Here is a 16,414-nt window from a genome sequence, read left to right on the forward strand (position 1 = left end):
GCGCCGTCACAACCGGGGGTGGCGGCGCCTCGCACGGCGCAGATCGAGGGCGGCCTCTCAGGCCGGTGGGGCGGCGATCGGGCTGTAGTGCAGCCCGGCCAGCCTGCGGCGGTCGCCGTCGCGGACGCTGATCTGGGTGACGCGGAAGCGCCCGTCAGCCGAGGTGCCCTGGTACGAGGCCCGCTGTGTCACCACGCCGACCACCACCGCGACGTCCCCGTACTCGCGCACGCTGCCCTGCTCCCAGCTCAGCTCGTGGGTGACGAGCGCGCCCGCCTGGTAGCGCCGCACCCACTGCTGCCTGTCCAGGACGAAGCCGAGCGGCCCGACGAGCGTGAAGTCGTCGGCGGCGATCGCGTCGAGACCCTCGGTGGACCCGGCGCGCTCGGCTTCGGTCCACTGCCTGGTGAGGTCGGCGAGCTGCTGGTCCATGGTCATGCCTCCTGAGGTGTCATGGTTCGGCCCTGGCGGTACATGCGCGGCGGCTTGGTGCCCGCCGCCTGCCCGCCGTCGATGGGCAGGGTCACTCCGGTGATGAACGGGGCCTGGTCGGAGCAGAGCCACACGACCGTCGCGGCGACCTCCTCGGCCTGGCCGACCCGGCCCATCGGCGTCGCCTGGCCGGCCAGCCGCTGCGCCTCCTCGCCCGCCGCCTGGAGGTGGTGGGTGAGGATCGGCCCCGGCGCGACCACGTTGACCCGGATGCCCTGGTCGGCGTAGTCGAGCGCGGCGACCTTGGTCAGGCCGATGATCCCGGCCTTGCCGGCGACGTAGGCGGCCAGGTTGGCGACGCCGTTGACGCCCGCGAGCGAGGCCATGTTGACGATCGAGCCGCCGCCGCTCTCCAGCATGGCCCTGATCTGGTACTTCATGCCGAGGAAGGTGCCTCGGATGTTGGTGCGGATACCCCTGTCGAAGTCGTCGGGGTCGATGTCGGCCAGCGGCGCGGGCGGCGGGCCGTCGGTGGCGTTGTTGAAGGCGGCGTCGAGGCGTCCGAACGTCTCGACCGCCCGGCGGACGATCCGCTCGCTGGAGCCGGCGTCGCCGACGTCGAGCTGGACGGCGAGCGCCTGGCCGCCTTCGAGCCGGATCTCTTCGGCGACCGTCTCCACGGACTTCAGGTCGCGGGCGCCGAGCACGACGGCGGCACCGGCCTGCGCGAAGGCGCGGCCGGTGACGGCGCCGATGCCGCGGCTGGCCCCGGCGACGATCGCCACCTTGCCCTGCATCGGAAGTGTCATGACTTTGACGGTAGACATCGAAGCATTAGATGTCAAACGGTTAGCCGTCGATATATCATCGGGGCATGACGCGACCGACCCGCACGCCCATCGGCCTGCGACTAGCCGCCAGCGCGCGGGTGGTGAGCAGGGCATTCGACGACGCCCTCGCGGAAGCGGGCGGCTCCGCGCCGATCTGGCAGATCCTCATCTCGATCAAGTCGCGGCAGCTCGGCAACCAGCGGCAGCTCGCCGAGGCCGTGGGCATCCAGGGGGCGACGCTGACCCACCACCTCAACGCGATGGAGGCCAACGGCCTGCTCACCCGCCGCCGCGACCCCGCCAACCGGCGCGTCCACGTGGTCGAGCTGACCGAGGAGGGCGAGCGGCTGTTCCACCGGCTGCGCGAGGTGGTCATGGCCTTCGACGGGCGGCTGCGCGCCGAGCTCGACGAGGGCCGGATCGAGGTGTTCGAGCAGGTGCTCGCGCAGCTGGAGAAGAACGTCCGCTCAGGGGATGACGTCGCGTAGCCGGCCCGCGACGTCGGGTGCTAGCGGGCGCCGCGCTCGAGCAGCGTCTCCAGCTGCCGCTCGATGCGGTCGAGGCGGGCCCGCAGGTCGTCGACGTCGCCGCGCGTGGCGTCCACCTCCTCGGGACGCAGCCGCACCAGCACGGAACCGCCCGGCTCCAGGGTCACCAGGCTGGTGTCGCTCACGTGGGTGCCGCCCTGGCGCTGGATCGACGTGTCGACGTCCGCCCTGCGCAGCCCGGTCCGCCTCAGCACCCTGTCGAGGTAGCGGCCGTCCTTGGCGAGGACGGTCGGCCCGCCCTCGACCAGCCTGCCGATCCACGGGACCGACGCCGCCAGCCGCACCACCACGGCGTTGAACGCCACCAGGACCACCGCGCCCTCCAGCCCGCCGATCAGCGAGTTGTCGGGGCCGATGATCGCGTTCTGCACCACGTTGCTGATCAGCAGCATCACGACCAGGTCGAAGTTGTTGAGCTGCGCCAGGTCGCGCTTGCCCGCCAGGCGCAGCAGCAACGCGACCGCCAGGTACACGGCGATCGTCCTGACGGCCTTGTCAGCGAACGACACCTCGCTGACGAGGAGATCGTGGATCATTCCTTCACCGGTTTCTCAGCGGGAGGCGAGCGGGCGCCGCCCAATCTAGCCCCGGACGAAGCGGTCTTGACCTTGCGGGCAGGATGGCAATCATGAACATGCGACCTCTTGGCGAGACCAGTGTCAGCGCGATCGGCCTCGGCGCCATGCCCATGTCGGTCCACGGCCACATGCCGGACGAAGCCCAGTCGATCAGGACGATCCACGCCGCGCTCGACGCCGGGGTCACGCTGATCGACACGGCTGACGCGTATACGCCGACATCCGACCAGGCCGGGCACAACGAGCGGCTGGTGGCCGAGGCGCTGGCGAGCTGGGGCGGCGACACCAGCAGGGTGCTCGTGGCCACCAAGGGCGGGCACACCCGCACCCCAGGCGACGGCTGGGACGTTGACGGCAGGCCCGAATACCTGGTGGAGGCGTGTGAGCGGTCACTCAAGGCGCTGGGCGTGGAGGCGATCGGGCTGTACCAGCACCACCGGCCCGACCCCGCGGTGCCGTACGAGGAGACCATCGGGGCGCTGCGCGACCTGCTGGACGCGGGGAAGATCCGGATGGCGGGCATCTCGAACGCGAACCCGTCCCAGATCAGGCTCGCCTACCAGGTGCTCGACGGGCGGCTTGCCAGCGTGCAGAACGAGTACTCGCCGCGCTTCCGCACCAGCGAGCCCGAGATCGACCTGTGCGAGGAGCTGGGGGTGGCGTTCCTGCCGTGGTCGCCGCTCGGCGGCATGAGCTCCGCCGGGCAGCTCGGCAGTAAGCACGCCGCGTTCGGACGGGTGGCGCAGGCGCGGGGCGTCTCGCCGCAGCAGGTCTGCCTCGCGTGGGAGCTGGCGCGCAGCCCCGTCGTGATCCCCATTCCCGGGGCCAGCAGGCCCGAGACCATCCTCGACTCGGTCGCGGCCACCGACCTCACCCTCACCCCCGAGGAGCTCAAGTCCCTCGACTGACCACGCGCCTGCGATCAGTGAGCCCGTGAGACTCGCCTGATCGCAGGCGACCTGCTGACGACCCTTTGCTCGGTCGCGTGTGGACGTCCGAGGGGCTGAAGAGGCTTGCTCGGTCGCGCGGCGACGTTCAGGGAGTCGATGACTCTTGCTCGGTTGCGCGGCGACGTTCTGAGGAGTTGACGACTCATGGTTGAGGACGTGGCGGCGTCCAGGGAGGTGACGGGCGTTGCTTGACTACTCGGCGGAGGCGGCTCGGTACGACGAGACGCGCGGCGGGCTGCCGCGTGCGCAGGCCGCGGCTGACGCGGTGCGCCGACTCGTGCCTGGCGGAACCCTGCTCGACGTGGCCTGCGGCACCGGCCTGGTCAGCGGGGAACTGGCCAGGCGGGGGCTGCGCGTCCTCGGCGTGGACGCCGCACCCGGGATGGCGCGGATCGCCCGCGGGCGGCTGGACGTGGTGCTGGGAGACGCCTGCCGACTGCCGGTACGTGACGCGTCCGTGGCGGCGGTCAGCACGATCTGGCTGCTCCACCTGCTCCCGGACGCCCGCCCGGTGATCGCGGAGTGCGCCCGCGTGCTGCGTCCTGGCGGCGTGTACGTCACCACCGTCGACAAGCGCGCCTCCCACGGCCCCGGTGGCCGACCCAGCCCGTCGGACGCGTCCGGCCTGGTCATCGCGGAAGCCTCCAGACACGGCCTCCGCCAGGACACCGAGTCCACCTTCATCGGCCACGGCCAGGGCGGCCCCGCCCCCGACCCGATCTACCGCCTCCTCAGCTTCACCCGCCTCTAACCCACCCGCGCGTGCCATCCCCCGGGGAAGGCGCGCGAGGTGGGCGCATTCCCTGGGAGGGCCGCCGGGCGGCCGCACGTCCTATGGGGAGGGGGCGCTGGGTGGGCGAGTGCGTTCCGTGGGGAGTGTGTGCTGGATGGGTGCCCCACAGGGGGCGCTCGTGCGAAGCACCGGCGTCTCCCGCACCGGCGTCTCCCGCACCGGGGGCACCCGTGCGCCTCCGTCTTCTCCCTTGAAGGTCGCACGCTTTCACCTGCGGAAAGCTAGTTGCGGTCGTGAGGAGGTGAAGGGGAAGGGGCAGAGCGGGTCTGGGCTGGTGACTTGCGCGGTCGGGGGCCCGTGCGGCCACAGGGGTACATGGGCCCGGTGGTAAAGGGTTACGGGCTTGAGGGAGTCGAACGGGATTTGAGGTCGGCGAGGGTTTCCTCGGCCCAGGCGAGGCCGGCGCGGCGCTGCGCGAGGCCGAGCTTGAGCGCGTACTTGCCGAACCCCGGCCCGTCGTACGGCTTGCATTCCAGGTCCGCCAGCCGGGACGCGAAGAACGCCCTGAGGCGCTCGACCACCTGCACGGCGTCGTCCCCGTCGAGCAGGGGGAGCAGGAACGCCTGGAGCGCGACCTCGCTGCGGATCGTGCCGCTCGGCTGGTGCTCGACCAGCCAGTCGTGGAGTTGCCGGGCCCCCTCGGCGGTGATCGCGTAGATCTTCCGGCCGCGCGCTCCTTCGGACTCCACCGCGACGAGCCCGTCAGCCGCCATCTTGACCAGCTCCGGGTAGATCTGCGTGTGCCCGGCCTGCCAGACGTGGTTGATCGAATGCTCGAAGGACTTGGCCAGGTCGTAGCCGCTGGCCGGGCCTTTCGCTTCGAGGAGCCCGAGCAGCGCGATCCGTAGGGACATGAGCTCAGCATAGCCACCGTTTGACATGTAAGAAGTTACATATCAAGCTTCACCTGTGAGTAGTGACACGAGATCCAAGACCCTCTTGCTGGTAGCCGTGATCGGCGGCATGTTCCTGGCGATGCTCGACCAGACGATCGTCGGCACCGCGCTGCCGCGCATCGTGACCGAGCTGGGCGGCACCGCCCTCTACACCTGGGTCGTGACCGCGTACCTGCTGACCGCGACGATCACCGTCCCGCTGTACGGCAGGCTGTCGGACCAGTACGGCAGGAAACCGCTGCTGCTCGTCGGGCTGGTCGTGTTCGTCGCAGGCTCCGCGCTGTGCGGCGTCGCCCAGGACATGCCCCAGCTCATCGCCTTCCGCGCGTTGCAGGGGCTCGGCGCGGGCGCGTTGATGCCGCTGTCGCTCGCGCTGGTGATGGAGCTGTTCCCGCCGGAGAGGGGGGCGCGGGTGCAGGGTGCCCTCGGCGGGGTGATGGCGCTCAGCTATCTCGCGGGGCCGTACCTGGGCGGGCTGTTCACCGACCACGCGAGCTGGCGGTGGTCGTTCTATGTGAACGTGCCGCTCGGGCTGGTGCTGATCGCGATCGTGGTGCTGCACCTGCCGTACCACCGGGGGACGGGCGGCGAGCGTCCCGACTACCTGGGGATCGCCGTCTTCAGCGTGGCGATCGGCGCTCTGCTCGTCGGCCTGACCGAGAAGGGGCTGGACGGCAACACGTGGACCAGTGCGGCCGTGGTGGCGCCGATCGCGCTGGCGGCGCTGTTGCTGGTGGTGTTCGTGGTGGTCGAGCGGCGGGCGGTGGCGCCGATCATGCCGATGCACCTGTTCGGCAACCGCACCTACACGCTGGTCAACGTGACCTCGTTCTGCACCGCGTTCTGCATGTTCGCCGGGGTCGTCTTCCTGCCCAGGTACTTCCAGGAGGCGCTCGGGCTCAGCGCGACCCAGTCGGGGCTGCGGATCTACCCGCTGACCCTGGCGATGGTGGTCGGCAGCATGGTCATGGGGGCGCTGATGACCAGGACCCGCGTCTACAAGCCCTGGCTCGTGGCCGCGCCGTTCCTGATGGTGGCGGGCACGCTGCTCTGCCTGAACCTGGCCGTCGACACGCCCGGCTGGCTGCTGGCGGGGTGGATGGTGCTCATCGGCCTCGGCATGGGGCCGATGCTGTCGGGGCTGACGGTGGCCGTGCAGCAGTCGGTGCCGCCCCGGTACCTCGGCACGGCCTCGGCCAATCTGACGTTCTTCCGCCAGATCGGCGGCTCGGTCGCGCTGGCGCTGGCCGGCACCGCCTACGCCTCGGTCATCTCGACCGAGGCGCCGCTGCACGGGCTGGCCGCCGCGCACGCCTCGGCCGCCTCGGTGGTCATCCCGTCGCTGGGGGTGGCGGGGGCGCTGGTGGCGCTGGCCGCGCTGGTGGCCCTGCCGGGCGGGCGGCTGCGGCCCATCGTCCGTGAGGAGCGGGCGGAGGCCGGTTTCGCGGCGTGAGCCGCGCCGTGCGAAGCTGTGTGTGTCCCAAACACCAGGAGGTCCTCATGGCGGAAACACCGGAGCCGGAAGTCAGCGAAACCCCCGAGGACGAGTTGAAGCGCAAGTTCCGCGAGGCGCTGGAGCGTAAGCGCAGCCAGCAGGCCGGGTCGGGCGCGGGTGGCAGGGGCGCCGACCCTTCCAAGATTCACGGGGCCCACGGGCCGGCTTCGAGCAAGCGTTCGTTCAGGCGGAAGAGCGGCGGCTGAGACCGGACTGTTCGGGAGGGTACGGCATGGGCCGTGCCCTCCTTTTCTTTTGCCTGCTATGTCGTAAAAGGTAGATCTTCGCCCGTTTTATGGGGTTACCTTTGCCCTTGTCCGTTTTCTTGGGTACAGTCCTGGTGTTATCAGCTAGTGACCTGGCCCTTCACAAGGAAGAGGCGGCTGGCTGACGTCGAATCCCGCGCCCGCGGGAACCGGGGACCCATCTCTTTGGGGTGAATCCGACAAGTGCGTCGGTAGGGCATCTCCACGCCCGAACCCGTCAGCTAACCCGGTAGGCGAGATGGAGAGGACAACCTACCTGATGGTTCACCGCGTCGTACCCCCAGCCCGCGTAGTGTCACCCGCCGCCGACTGAGAGCGGCCCCCCTTCCCCTGAACTTCCAGCGCTCCGCGTAGCGACCGTTTCGGCATACCCGCCCGGCTACGCCCTTGGGAGCGCTGCTTCCCCGTACCCTCACAAAGGACTCTTTGACTTCATGTCTGTACGTCTTGGCATGCGCTCGTTTGCCGCTATCGCCGCCGCCGCGTTCGGTGCGGTGGCCATCGGCGCCGGATCCCCCGCACACGCCGACACCCCCTACGACAAGCAGCCTCTGCTCAAGGGCGGCACCACCGCGTCCTACTTCTGGGACGACTCCTCCGGCCGCGCCGGAGACACCGGTCTGCCCGCCAGCGGCAAGCCCATGCAGAAGGGGCTCGTCGCCAGCCCGAGCTGGCCGCTGATGACCGAGGGCTACGTCGTCTACAAGGACAAGAAGGCGCCGTTCTTCGTCGGCGACCGCGGCCCCGGCGTCCCCTCCAACAGCGGTGTCATGCTCGACCTGGACGCCAAGACGTTCGCCTACCTGACCGGCGGCTCGTTCAACAGCAGCACGCTGGGCGTGGACGGCGTCGGTGGCGAGGGCCACATCAAGATCAAGTACGTCATCACCAAGTGGGGTTCCGGCCCCGGCAAGAAGAACTACCCGGTGGCGTACTCGTCCGGCGCCTGGTCCCGCGTGGACAAGCACCCGGCCAAGCCGCCGACCGTCCTCGTCAAGAAGGACACGGCGGACAAGAGCGAGCCCGCTCCCGCCGCGCCCGCGCCCGCAGCCGCCGAGCCCAAGGCCGCTGTGGCCGCTGTGGCCAACGTGGCCGACGTGCATCCGCAGGCCGCCTCTGCCGAGAGCGAGCCCGCCTCGGGCGCGTCGAGCGGCGTGACCGGCGCGGTCGTGGCCGGCGGCCTGGCCCTGGTCGGTGGCGGCCTGGTGATGGGCCGCGACCGGATCCGCAGGCTCATCCGACGCTGAACCTCGGGAGCCCGCGGACACGGGGACCGCGGGCTCATCGGGAACCCACCCTCAAGGGGCCCGCGGATCAGGGGATCGCGGACACACCTGACGACGGCTTGCGCCCACCCGCACTGGGCGCAAGCCGTCGAGCTTTTCAGACCTCCAGCTTCTCCTCGATGGCGCGAAGCTGGTGGCGGGCCAGGGCCAGGTTGGCGCGGCCGCGGTCGAGAGCCAGGTAGAGGAACAGGCCCTTGCCGCCGCGCCCGCTGATCGGGCGGATGATGTGATACTGGGAGCCGAGCGTGATCAGGATGTCCTCGATGGCGTCCTTGAGCCCCAGCGAGTCCATCGTGCGCAGCTTGGCCTTGACCACCTCGGTGTTGCCCGCGGCGGCCACCTGGAGGTCCAGGTCCTTGGAGCCGCCGAGCGCGCCGAGCGCCATGCCGCTGCCGTGGTCGACGATCGCCGCTCCGATCGAGCCGTCGATCGTCATCATCTCCTTGAGCGAGATGTCCATGCTCGTCATGTCTTCCTCCGTTCGCGTGCTGCGATGGCGGCCAGAGCGGCCGCCGTCCTGCGCCCCTCCAGCCGGAGCAGGCCGAGATTGGCGCCGGGGCCCGCCAGGACTGTGAGGACGATGGTGGGGCCCGCCGCGTAGCAGGCCGCGTAGCCGGCGGTGCCGGAGATGAGCGTCTCCTCCAGGGCGCCCCTGCCCGTACCCGCGATCATGCGTTTGCTCATCGCCAGGAGCGCCGCCGACAGCGCGGCCGTCTGCGCGCCGCCGTCCCCCGTACCGTTGCCGGGGCCGCTGCTGGGCAGGTCGCAGGCGATGGGCAGCCCGTCGACGGTGCAGGCGACGCTGCCGCTGACGTCCGCGGCGCGCTCGCGCAGGAGCGTCATTTCCTTCAGTACCTCGTCACGCAGCTCCACCGATGGCCTCCTCCTGCGTGAGGGAAACCTCACGACAGCTCCTCCAGCGCCTTCTTCAGGCGCAGCAGCAGCGCCAGGTCCGTCGGGTCCGCCGTGACCGCGGGGCCGACGGCGTCGGCGCCGGTCCTGGGCGCGGGCGGCGGTATGCGCTCGCGCCGCGTCCTTCTCGGCAGGGCGGGCGCGTCCTGGACGAGCAGGCCCGCCGCCGCCAGCCTGCGCACGGCCAGCAGGACGGAGTAGCCGGACCTGCCGAGCCGCTTGGCCAGGTCGAGCGGGGTCGCCTCCCGGTCGGCCTGGACGATGATCTCCCACTGCACCCGGCTGAGCGTCACACCCTGCCCCGGCAGCCTCGGCGACGGGCGCACCGGGGCGGCGTCCAGGTCGGCGGACGGCCAGATCTGCGCGAGTTGGGCGCGGCGCCTGGCGCACTCCCGCACCAGGCCGGTCACGTCGAAGTACCACTGGCCGCCCAGCCAGTGCTGCTCGCCGGGGCGGAACTTGGGCCGGGTCCCGCTGGCCGGCAGCAGGAAGAACGCCGCGTCCAGGACCGCGCCGAGCACGCAGTACTGCAGCTCGCCCTGCGTGACGGGGCCCTGTTCCAGCAGGCGCGCGCAGCCGCCGTCGGCCTGGAGCCTGCGCAGCTCGGCCTCCGGGACGCGGCCCCTGGCCGAGAGCAGACGCTCGACGCCCGGCGTCTGGGCGCACTCCATGTACGTCACGCGCCCGTCGGAGAGAAAGATCGTGCCGCTTCTGCCCACCCGCAGCGCGCCCGTGGAGCGCTCGCGGGCCAGGCCGGCCAGGAGGGTGTCGAGCTGGGCCATGGCTCACGCCAGCAACTGGCTGGAGATGGCCTGGAGGCGGTAGCGGGCCAGGGCCAGGTTCGACCGCTCCAGGTCCAGCCGGACGTAGACGACGAGTGGCCCCTCGAAGGCCGTGTCCAGCAGCCTGAGCAGGTGGTGGCCCCGGTCCGTGGTGACGAGCATGTCGTCGATGCGGACCGCCTCGCCTGGACACGAGCGGGTCAGGCCGTCGGTGGTCGCGCGCAGCGCCTCCGTCAGGGCGGCGGCGGAGCCTTCCGCGTCCACGCCGGGAGGGTTGCTGGTGGCCACGGCCAGGCCGCTCGTCTGGTCCACCAGCATGGCGTCCAGCGCCCCTGGAATGGCCATGACCTCGGCCAGGCAGCTGTCGAGTCCGAGCACGGGGCCTCCTCGCCGTCTTGGGGACTGGGACAGCGTAGGGACAACCGACATGATCGAATCAGGCGTCTTCGGCGGGGCTGGTACGAAGTTGAAGCTTTATCCGCCTCGGTGGAGAGATGCACCACCGTGATGGAGAAAAGTCACGGTTTACGCAGACTTTTCGCGACAAAGGAGAATCTCGTTCACGTTCTCCTCGGCCCACCTGGCCACCACCGAGACCGGCTCGTGCAGCGAGCGGCCGAGGGCGGTGAGCTCGTACTCGACCCGCGGCGGCACCTCGGCGAAGACCTCGCGGGTCAGCAGCCCGTCCTGCTCCATGGCGCGCAGCGTCTGCGTCAGCACCTTGGGCGTGACCCCGCCCATCCGGCCGCGCAGCACGGTGAAGCGCATCGGCCCGTCGATGAGGGCGAGCAGGACCAACACCGACCACTTGTCGCCGATGCGGTCCAGGACCAGCCGCGTGGGGCAATTAGGATCAAAGACATCACCGGTATGCATTAGGTACTTATAGCACGGTGAAGTAACCAGTATCCGATGGATACTCTTGGACGCATGAAGATCCTTCTGTTCGGCGCGACCGGCATGGTCGGCCAGCGCATCGCCACCGAACTGCGCAACCGTGGCAACGACGTGACCGCTCTCAGCAGGTCCGGCCCCGACAAGGGCGACGTGGCCGACACCGCCACCCTGGCCAGGGGCTACGACGTGGTGATCTCCGCGATCGCCCCGCCCCGCGACGGCACGGAGCCGGAGGCGCCCTTCCTGGCCGCCAACCGCGCTCTCATCGACGGCGCGCGCAAGGCCGGGGTCAGGCGTCTGATCGTCGTGGGCGGCGCGGGCAGCCTCCAGGTGGCGCCCGGCCTCGACCTGGTCGACACGCCCGGCTTCCCTGAGATGTACAAGAAGGAGTCGCTCGCCCAGCGGGAGGCCCTCAAGCTCTACCGCGAGGTCGACGACCTCGACTGGACCTACGTCAGCCCGGCCGCCGAGATCGACCCCGGCGAGCGCACCGGCGTCTACCGCATCGGCGGCGACCAGCTCCTCACCGACGCCGAGGGGCGCAGCCGCATCAGCGCCGAGGACTTCGCGGTCGCCATCGCCGACGAGGTGGAGAACGGCGCGCACCCGCGCAAGCGCATCACGGTCGCCTACTGAGGGTCACAGGAGGTCCTGCTCGGGCGCGCCGGGCTCGTCGGGCAGCAGCGCCCGCTCGTCGGGCTTGAACACCAGCACGTTGTCGACGTACGACTTCGCCGCCGTGGCCAGCCCCACGTCGGTCCCGGCCGCCTCCGACAGGAACCAGCGGTGGTCCAGGATCTCGTGGAACAGCTGCGCGGGCTCCAGCTTGCCGCGCAGCTCCACCGGGATCGCCGCCACCGTCGGCTGGAACACCTCGGCCAGCCAGCGGTGCGCCACGATCGCCTCGTCCTCGTGGCGCAGGCCCTGGGCGACCCGGAAGCCGTCGAGGTCGTTCAGCAGCCGTCGCGCCTGGTTCTCCTCCACGTCCAGGCCGGTCAGCCTGAGCAGCCGGCGCTGGTGGTGGCCCGAGTCGACCACCTTCGGCCGGACGATCAGCCGCCCGGTGCCGACCTTGCGCCGCACCATCATCTCGGCCACGTCGAAGCCGAGCAGGTTCAGCCTGCGGATCCGCTGCTCCACCTTGTGCCAGTCGACCTCTTCGATGACCTCGTCCTGGGTGATCTCGTTCCACAGGCGGTGGTAGCGGGAGACGACGTCCTCGGCCGTCTCCATCGGGTCGATGGACGGGTGCAGCAGCTCGCCCGCCTCCAGGTCGAGCATCTCGCCGAAGATGTTGGTGTGCGCGGCGTCGATGTCGGCCAGCCGCTGGCCCTCGCTGATCATCGGGTGCATCTCGCCGGTCTCCGCGTCCACCAGGTAGGCGGCGAACGCGCCCGCGTCCCTGCGGAACAGCGTGTTCGACAGCGAGCAGTCGCCCCAGTAGAACCCGTTCAGGTGCAGCCGCACGAGCAGCACGGCCAGCGCGTCGAGCAGCCGGGTCAGCGTGTCGGGCCGCAGCGTGCCCGACATGACCGCCCGGTACGGCAGCGAGAACTGCAGGTGCCGGGTGATCAGCGCGGCGTCCAGGCCGTCTTCGCGTCCGGTCACGTAGGCGACGGGCTCCACCGCGGGGGCGTCGAGCCTGGCCAGGTCCCACAACAGCTGGTACTCCCGCTTGGCGTACCGTTCGCTGATCTCCTTGATGGCGTAGACCTTGCCCGAGAGCCTGGCGAACCGCACCACGTGCCGGGAGATGCCGCGGGGCAGGTCCACCAGGTGGTGCTGCGGCCAGTCGGCGAGCGGGAGCTCCCAGGGCAGGCGGATCAGGTCGGAGTCGCCGAGCGCGCCGGTCATCTGGAGAGGCATGCGATCAGGATATTGTGCGACCGTGGACGAGTTTCTCAAATGGTACTTTTCTGGCCGTCCTGTCCTCGCCAGCATCCTGGGAGCCGACGGCTACGACCACACGCTCGGCGACTTCACCGCCGCGGGCTGGGCCGCCCGCGAGCGTGAAGAGGTCCAGTGGCTGGAGCGGCTGTCGAGGCTCGAAACGCCCACCCTCGACGACGCCATCGACAGAGACCTCGTCCTCTCCCAGCTCAGAGGCTCCATCGCGGTCGCGTCCTGGCCCGAGTGGCGGCGCGACCCGTCCGCCTACCTGGGGCCCGTCTTCAGCTCCCTGTTCACGCCGTTCCAGCACCGGCTCAAACCCGAGCCCGACCTGGTGACCGCGGCCATCGCCCGGCTGGCGGAAGTGCCGGGCGTGCTGGCCGCCCTGCGCGCCAACCTCGACCCCGACCTCGCCGCGCCGCTGCTGGTACGCCGCGGGCTCGGGCAGGCCCGCACCGGACGGCGGTTCCTCACCGGCACCGTCCCCTCGATGGTCGCGGACGAGACCCTGCGCGCCAGGCTCGCGCAGGCCGCGGAACCCGCCGCCGAGGCGTTCGACGAACTGGTCACCTTCCTGGAGACCTTCGAGTGCGGCGGCACCTGGCGGATGGGGGAGCGGCTGTACTCCACCCTGCTGCGCGAGCGCGAGCTGCTCGGCTACGGCGCCGCCGAGCTGCACCAGAAGGGCCTCGACGCCTGGGCCGCCATCGACACGCGGATGCGCGAGGTCGCGCGGCGCGTCAACGGCACCGAGGACTGGCGGGCCGCGATGGAGTCCCTCATGGACGACCACCCGCCGACCCTGGAGGACATGCGGGCCGAGTACGAGGCGGAGACCCTCCGGGCGCGCGACTTCGTCCGCTCCCGCGACCTGGTGACCTTCCCCGACGGGGAGGAGTGCCTGGTGCTGCCGTCCGCCGAGTACACCCGGCCCATCCTGTCGGTGGCGCACTACCTGGCGCCGCCGCCGCTCAGCAGCTCGCGCACCGGCGTGTTCTTCGTCCCCTACACGCCCGACGGCTTCACCGACGAGCAGGTACGGCAGCGGCTGCGGACCAACTCGCGGGCGCAGATGCCGTCGATCGCCGTCCACGAGGCGTACCCGGGACACCACTGGCACCTGTCGCACATGGCGTCCAACACCAGGACCGTCAGGAACGTGTTCCGCACCCCGTACTTCACCGAGGGCTGGGCCCTGTACGTCGAGAAGGTGCTGCACGAACAGGGCTACTTCGACACGCCCGCCACCGAGCTGGCGCACCTCGACTGCCGCGTCTTCCGCGCCGCCCGCATCGTCGTCGACACCGCGCTGCACTGCGAGGACATGACGATCGAGGAGGCCGAGACGTTCATGTCCACCAAGGCCTCGCTGTCACCCGGCACCGCCCAGGGCGAGGTCAACCGCTACTGCGCCTGGCCCACGCAGGCGCCGTCGTACCTGACGGGCGCCATCGAGATCGACCGGATCAGGGAGTCCTTCCAGGGCTCGCTCCGCGACTTCCACGACCGGATCGCCGGCTCAGGCGGCCTCCCCCTCGGCCTCGCCGAACAGGCCGCCCTGTCGTGACCCGCCCCGCTCCTACGCGGTCCTCCGGGGGAAGGACGGGGGGTTGAGGGAGCGGTCCACCACGGCGGTGAGCTGGTCGTCCGAGAGGATGGTCGGGGTGCCGACGCTCAGCCCTCGGACGTACACCTCGCACAGCCACTCCAGCAGCCGGGTGGCCTCGAACGCCTGCTCCAGCGTGGCGCCGATGGTCACCCCGCCGTGGTTGGCCAGCAGCGCCGCCTGCTTGCCCGCCATCGCCCGCCGGACGTTGGCCGCCAGTTCCGGCGTGCCGTAGGTCGCGTACTCGGCCACCTTCACCGTCCCGCCCAGCAGCAGCGCGTTGTAGTGAACGGGCGGCAGCTCCGGCAGCGTGGTGGCCACGACGGTCCCGAACACCGAGTGGGTGTGGACGACGGCCTGCGCGGACGTCGTCCGGTAGACGGCCAGGTGCATCGGGGTCTCGGAGGACGGCTGCTGGTCGCCTTCCACCAGGTAGCCGTCGACGTCCACGATGGGGCAGAGCTCGGGGGTGAGCCGGTCGAGGGCGACGCCCGACGGGGTGACCGCGACCAGGTCGCCCTGCCGCACGCTCAGGTTGCCCGACGTGCCGATCACCAGGCCCAGTTCCACGGCCCGCCTGCCGTACTCGCACAACTGCTCGCGGAGGCTCATGGCGGCAATGTAGTCGGTCGTCCGAAATGCATCAATCGCCCAGATCGCCGTGGGAGCTAGGCGGAGATTCTGTCGAGGGTGGCGAGCATCAGGCGTTCGAGGTCGACGCGGGTGAGGCGGTCCGGGTAGAGCAGCAGGTGGAGGCTGAGGCCGTCCATCAGGGCGAGGAGGTGCTCGGTCAGGTCGTCGAGGTTCTCCTCGGTCGACAGCTCGCCCGCCGCCCTCGCCTCGGCGAGCAGCCCGCGGACCGCGGCGCGCAGGTCCGCCGCCTCCGCCCGCTGCACCTCGGCCAGCCGCTCGGCCGCGAGGCTGCGGCTCCAGAAGCTCACCTCCAGCCGGGTCTCCTGGGTGCGTTCCGCGTCGAGCGGCAGGTTGTCGAGGAGCAGTTCGCGCAGGGCGGCCAGCCCGGTGACGCCCTCGACCTTGCGGGTCAGCCGCTCCCTGATGCGCTGGTGCGACTGGCTCAGCGCCGACAGCAGGATCTCGTCCTTGTCGGCGAAGTAGTGGGCGAGCACGCCGTTGGAGTAGCCCGCCTCCTTGGCGATCGCGCGTGTGGTGGCGGCGTCGATGCCGTCTCTGACGATCACCCGGCGGGCCGCTGACAGGACCTCGCGCCTGCGCTCGTCGTGGTCAACGATCTTCGGCATCGGCTGCCCCCTCTCGTGCTGCTTCCAGCATATTGACTTTTTAGTCGGACGTCTGTCTATTTAGACCCATGACCGTCGCCACCGTCGGCGTCCACATCGTCGACATCCTCGCCAGGCCCGTCGAACACATCCCCGCGGGCCAGGACACCGTGCTGGTCGAGCAGATCCGCCTCACCGCCGCGGGCGCCGCCGCCGGCACCGCCGTGGACCTGGTCAAGCTGGGCAACGAGGTCGTCACCATGGGCGCGGTCGGCGACGACGAACTCGGCGACTTCCTGCTGGCCGTGCTGGCCAAGCGGGGCGTGGACGTCTCCCGCCTGGTCCGCAGGCCCGGCGAGCAGACCGCCGCGTCCATCCTGCCCATCAGGCCCGACGGCGGGCGTCCCAGCTTCCACGTGCCGGGCGCGAACCTCGGGGTCACCCTCGCAGACCTGGACGAGGCGGCGCTGCGCGGCGCGAGGGCCATCCACCTGGGCGGCGTGGACGTCACGTTCGGCCTCGGCGACCCGGCCTTCTTCGCCCTCCTGGACTCGGTCCGGGCCGCCGGGACGATCGTCACCATGGACTTCCTGTCCGAGATGCCGGACCTGCTGGGCATGGCCCGCGCCTTCCTGCCGCACGTGGACCACGTCCTGCCCAACGAGGCGCAGGCCCTGCTCATGACGGGGGCCGAGACCGTCGAGGACGCCGCGCGGGCGCTGCTGGCGCAGGGGCCGCGAGCGGTCCTCGTCACCCTCGGCGCCGAGGGCAGCCTGGTGGTCACCGCCGACGGCGCGGAGCGGGTGCCCGCCCTCAAGACCGAGGCGGTCGACACGACAGGCTGCGGAGACGCGTACTGCGCCGGCTTCGTCACCGGCCTCCTGCACGGCCAGGACGTGCTGACGGCGGCCCGCTGGGGCACGGCCGCCGCCGCCCGCGTGTCCACCGGCCTCGGCTCGGACGCGGGCCTGACAGACCTCCCCACCACCCTGGCCCTGCTCACCTGACCACTCAC

General features: G+C 70.8%; 21 protein-coding genes and 1 riboswitch. Of the genes, 9 read left to right on the forward strand and 12 right to left on the reverse strand.

The window, feature by feature from the left end:
- Positions 1–57: 57 nt before the first annotated feature.
- Together ABT294_RS24855 and ABT294_RS24860 are read right to left on the reverse strand one after the other, a co-directional pair.
- Positions 58–438 (reverse strand): nuclear transport factor 2 family protein, encoded by a 381-nt coding sequence (locus tag ABT294_RS24855; RefSeq protein ID WP_350808644.1) that lies wholly within the window; start codon positions 436–438, stop codon positions 58–60.
- Positions 435–1,241 (reverse strand): SDR family NAD(P)-dependent oxidoreductase, encoded by an 807-nt coding sequence (locus ABT294_RS24860; protein ID WP_350808645.1) that lies wholly within the window; start codon positions 1,239–1,241, stop codon positions 435–437. The genes ABT294_RS24855 and ABT294_RS24860 overlap by 4 nt, the downstream gene beginning before the upstream one ends.
- A gap of 65 nt (positions 1,242–1,306) precedes the next feature.
- On the opposite strand from ABT294_RS24860, the gene ABT294_RS24865 reads away from it, so the two are divergent.
- The gene (locus ABT294_RS24865) at positions 1,307–1,750 is read left to right on the forward strand and encodes a MarR family winged helix-turn-helix transcriptional regulator (RefSeq protein WP_350808646.1); all 444 of its coding nucleotides are present in this window, start codon (positions 1,307–1,309) and stop codon (positions 1,748–1,750) included.
- 20 nt (positions 1,751–1,770) lie between these two features.
- Here the strand turns inward: ABT294_RS24865 and ABT294_RS24870 are convergent, their stop codons facing one another.
- Positions 1,771–2,346, reverse strand: coding sequence for a YetF domain-containing protein (locus ABT294_RS24870; protein WP_350808647.1), 576 nt, complete (start codon positions 2,344–2,346; stop codon positions 1,771–1,773).
- A gap of 92 nt (positions 2,347–2,438) precedes the next feature.
- Here ABT294_RS24870 and ABT294_RS24875 point away from each other — a divergent pair, with 92 nt between their 5' ends.
- Together ABT294_RS24875 and ABT294_RS24880 are read left to right on the forward strand one after the other, a co-directional pair.
- Positions 2,439–3,296 carry an aldo/keto reductase gene (locus ABT294_RS24875; RefSeq protein WP_350808648.1) on the forward strand — a complete coding sequence of 286 codons (858 nt, stop codon included), beginning with the start codon at positions 2,439–2,441 and terminating at the stop codon, positions 3,294–3,296.
- A 226-nt stretch (positions 3,297–3,522) separates the two neighbouring features.
- The gene (locus tag ABT294_RS24880) at positions 3,523–4,089 is read left to right on the forward strand and encodes a class I SAM-dependent methyltransferase (RefSeq protein WP_350808649.1); all 567 of its coding nucleotides are present in this window, start codon (positions 3,523–3,525) and stop codon (positions 4,087–4,089) included.
- Between the two features lie 377 nt (positions 4,090–4,466).
- Here ABT294_RS24880 and ABT294_RS24885 read toward each other — a convergent pair whose 3' ends face one another.
- Complete coding sequence (locus tag ABT294_RS24885; protein ID WP_350808650.1) at positions 4,467–4,985, reverse strand: PadR family transcriptional regulator; 519 nt, start codon at positions 4,983–4,985, stop codon at positions 4,467–4,469.
- A gap of 55 nt (positions 4,986–5,040) precedes the next feature.
- Here ABT294_RS24885 and ABT294_RS24890 point away from each other — a divergent pair, with 55 nt between their 5' ends.
- The 3 genes from ABT294_RS24890 (at position 5,041) to ABT294_RS24900 (ending at position 8,035) form a co-directional block, all read left to right on the forward strand.
- The gene (locus ABT294_RS24890) at positions 5,041–6,480 is read left to right on the forward strand and encodes an MDR family MFS transporter (protein WP_350808651.1); all 1,440 of its coding nucleotides are present in this window, start codon (positions 5,041–5,043) and stop codon (positions 6,478–6,480) included.
- Positions 6,481–6,527: 47 nt separating this feature from the next.
- Positions 6,528–6,728, forward strand: a complete 201-nt coding sequence (locus ABT294_RS24895; protein ID WP_350808652.1) for a DUF5302 domain-containing protein — start codon at positions 6,528–6,530, stop codon at positions 6,726–6,728.
- Positions 6,729–6,903: 175 nt separating this feature from the next.
- Positions 6,904–7,039: riboswitch (cyclic di-AMP (ydaO/yuaA leader) on the forward strand.
- Positions 7,040–7,222: 183 nt separating this feature from the next.
- Positions 7,223–8,035 (forward strand): hypothetical protein, encoded by an 813-nt coding sequence (locus ABT294_RS24900; RefSeq protein WP_350808653.1) that lies wholly within the window; start codon positions 7,223–7,225, stop codon positions 8,033–8,035.
- 136 nt (positions 8,036–8,171) lie between these two features.
- Here ABT294_RS24900 and ABT294_RS24905 read toward each other — a convergent pair whose 3' ends face one another.
- From ABT294_RS24905 to ABT294_RS24925, 5 genes are all read right to left on the reverse strand, one after another.
- A complete protein-coding gene (locus ABT294_RS24905; RefSeq protein ID WP_350808654.1) occupies positions 8,172–8,543 on the reverse strand; it encodes a hypothetical protein in 372 nt (123 codons plus the stop codon).
- Positions 8,540–8,947 (reverse strand): roadblock/LC7 domain-containing protein, encoded by a 408-nt coding sequence (locus tag ABT294_RS24910; RefSeq protein WP_350808655.1) that lies wholly within the window; start codon positions 8,945–8,947, stop codon positions 8,540–8,542. The genes ABT294_RS24905 and ABT294_RS24910 overlap by 4 nt, the downstream gene beginning before the upstream one ends.
- A 29-nt stretch (positions 8,948–8,976) precedes the next feature.
- Entirely contained in the window at positions 8,977–9,768 is a 792-nt protein-coding gene (locus ABT294_RS24915; RefSeq protein ID WP_350808656.1) for a hypothetical protein, read from the reverse strand.
- 3 nt (positions 9,769–9,771) lie between these two features.
- Entirely contained in the window at positions 9,772–10,146 is a 375-nt protein-coding gene (locus ABT294_RS24920) for a roadblock/LC7 domain-containing protein (protein WP_350808657.1), read from the reverse strand.
- 147 nt (positions 10,147–10,293) lie between these two features.
- Positions 10,294–10,644, reverse strand: a complete 351-nt coding sequence (locus ABT294_RS24925; RefSeq protein WP_350808658.1) for a winged helix-turn-helix transcriptional regulator — start codon at positions 10,642–10,644, stop codon at positions 10,294–10,296.
- A gap of 54 nt (positions 10,645–10,698) precedes the next feature.
- On the opposite strand from ABT294_RS24925, the gene ABT294_RS24930 reads away from it, so the two are divergent.
- Positions 10,699–11,301, forward strand: a complete 603-nt coding sequence (locus ABT294_RS24930; protein ID WP_350808659.1) for an NAD(P)-dependent oxidoreductase — start codon at positions 10,699–10,701, stop codon at positions 11,299–11,301.
- Positions 11,302–11,304: 3 nt separating this feature from the next.
- On the opposite strand, the gene ABT294_RS24935 is transcribed toward ABT294_RS24930, so the two are convergent.
- Positions 11,305–12,531, reverse strand: a complete 1,227-nt coding sequence (locus ABT294_RS24935; RefSeq protein ID WP_350808660.1) for a DUF4032 domain-containing protein — start codon at positions 12,529–12,531, stop codon at positions 11,305–11,307.
- Positions 12,532–12,553: 22 nt separating this feature from the next.
- Between ABT294_RS24935 and ABT294_RS24940 the strand changes: the two genes are divergently transcribed.
- Positions 12,554–14,122 (forward strand): DUF885 domain-containing protein, encoded by a 1,569-nt coding sequence (locus tag ABT294_RS24940; protein WP_350808661.1) that lies wholly within the window; start codon positions 12,554–12,556, stop codon positions 14,120–14,122.
- 12 nt (positions 14,123–14,134) lie between these two features.
- Here ABT294_RS24940 and ABT294_RS24945 read toward each other — a convergent pair whose 3' ends face one another.
- Both ABT294_RS24945 and ABT294_RS24950 read right to left on the reverse strand, forming a co-directional pair.
- Positions 14,135–14,773, reverse strand: coding sequence for a class II aldolase/adducin family protein (locus tag ABT294_RS24945; RefSeq protein ID WP_350808662.1), 639 nt, complete (start codon positions 14,771–14,773; stop codon positions 14,135–14,137).
- Between the two features lie 56 nt (positions 14,774–14,829).
- On the reverse strand, positions 14,830–15,420 hold the full coding sequence (locus ABT294_RS24950; protein WP_350808663.1) for a TetR/AcrR family transcriptional regulator: 591 nt from the start codon (positions 15,418–15,420) through the stop codon (positions 14,830–14,832).
- 68 nt (positions 15,421–15,488) lie between these two features.
- Between ABT294_RS24950 and ABT294_RS24955 the strand changes: the two genes are divergently transcribed.
- Positions 15,489–16,406, forward strand: coding sequence for a carbohydrate kinase family protein (locus ABT294_RS24955; protein ID WP_350808664.1), 918 nt, complete (start codon positions 15,489–15,491; stop codon positions 16,404–16,406).
- Positions 16,407–16,414: the final 8 nt, after the last annotated feature.

This window comes from Nonomuraea sp. NPDC000554 (assembly GCF_040300065.1).
Lineage (GTDB): Bacteria > Actinomycetota > Actinomycetes > Streptosporangiales > Streptosporangiaceae > Nonomuraea.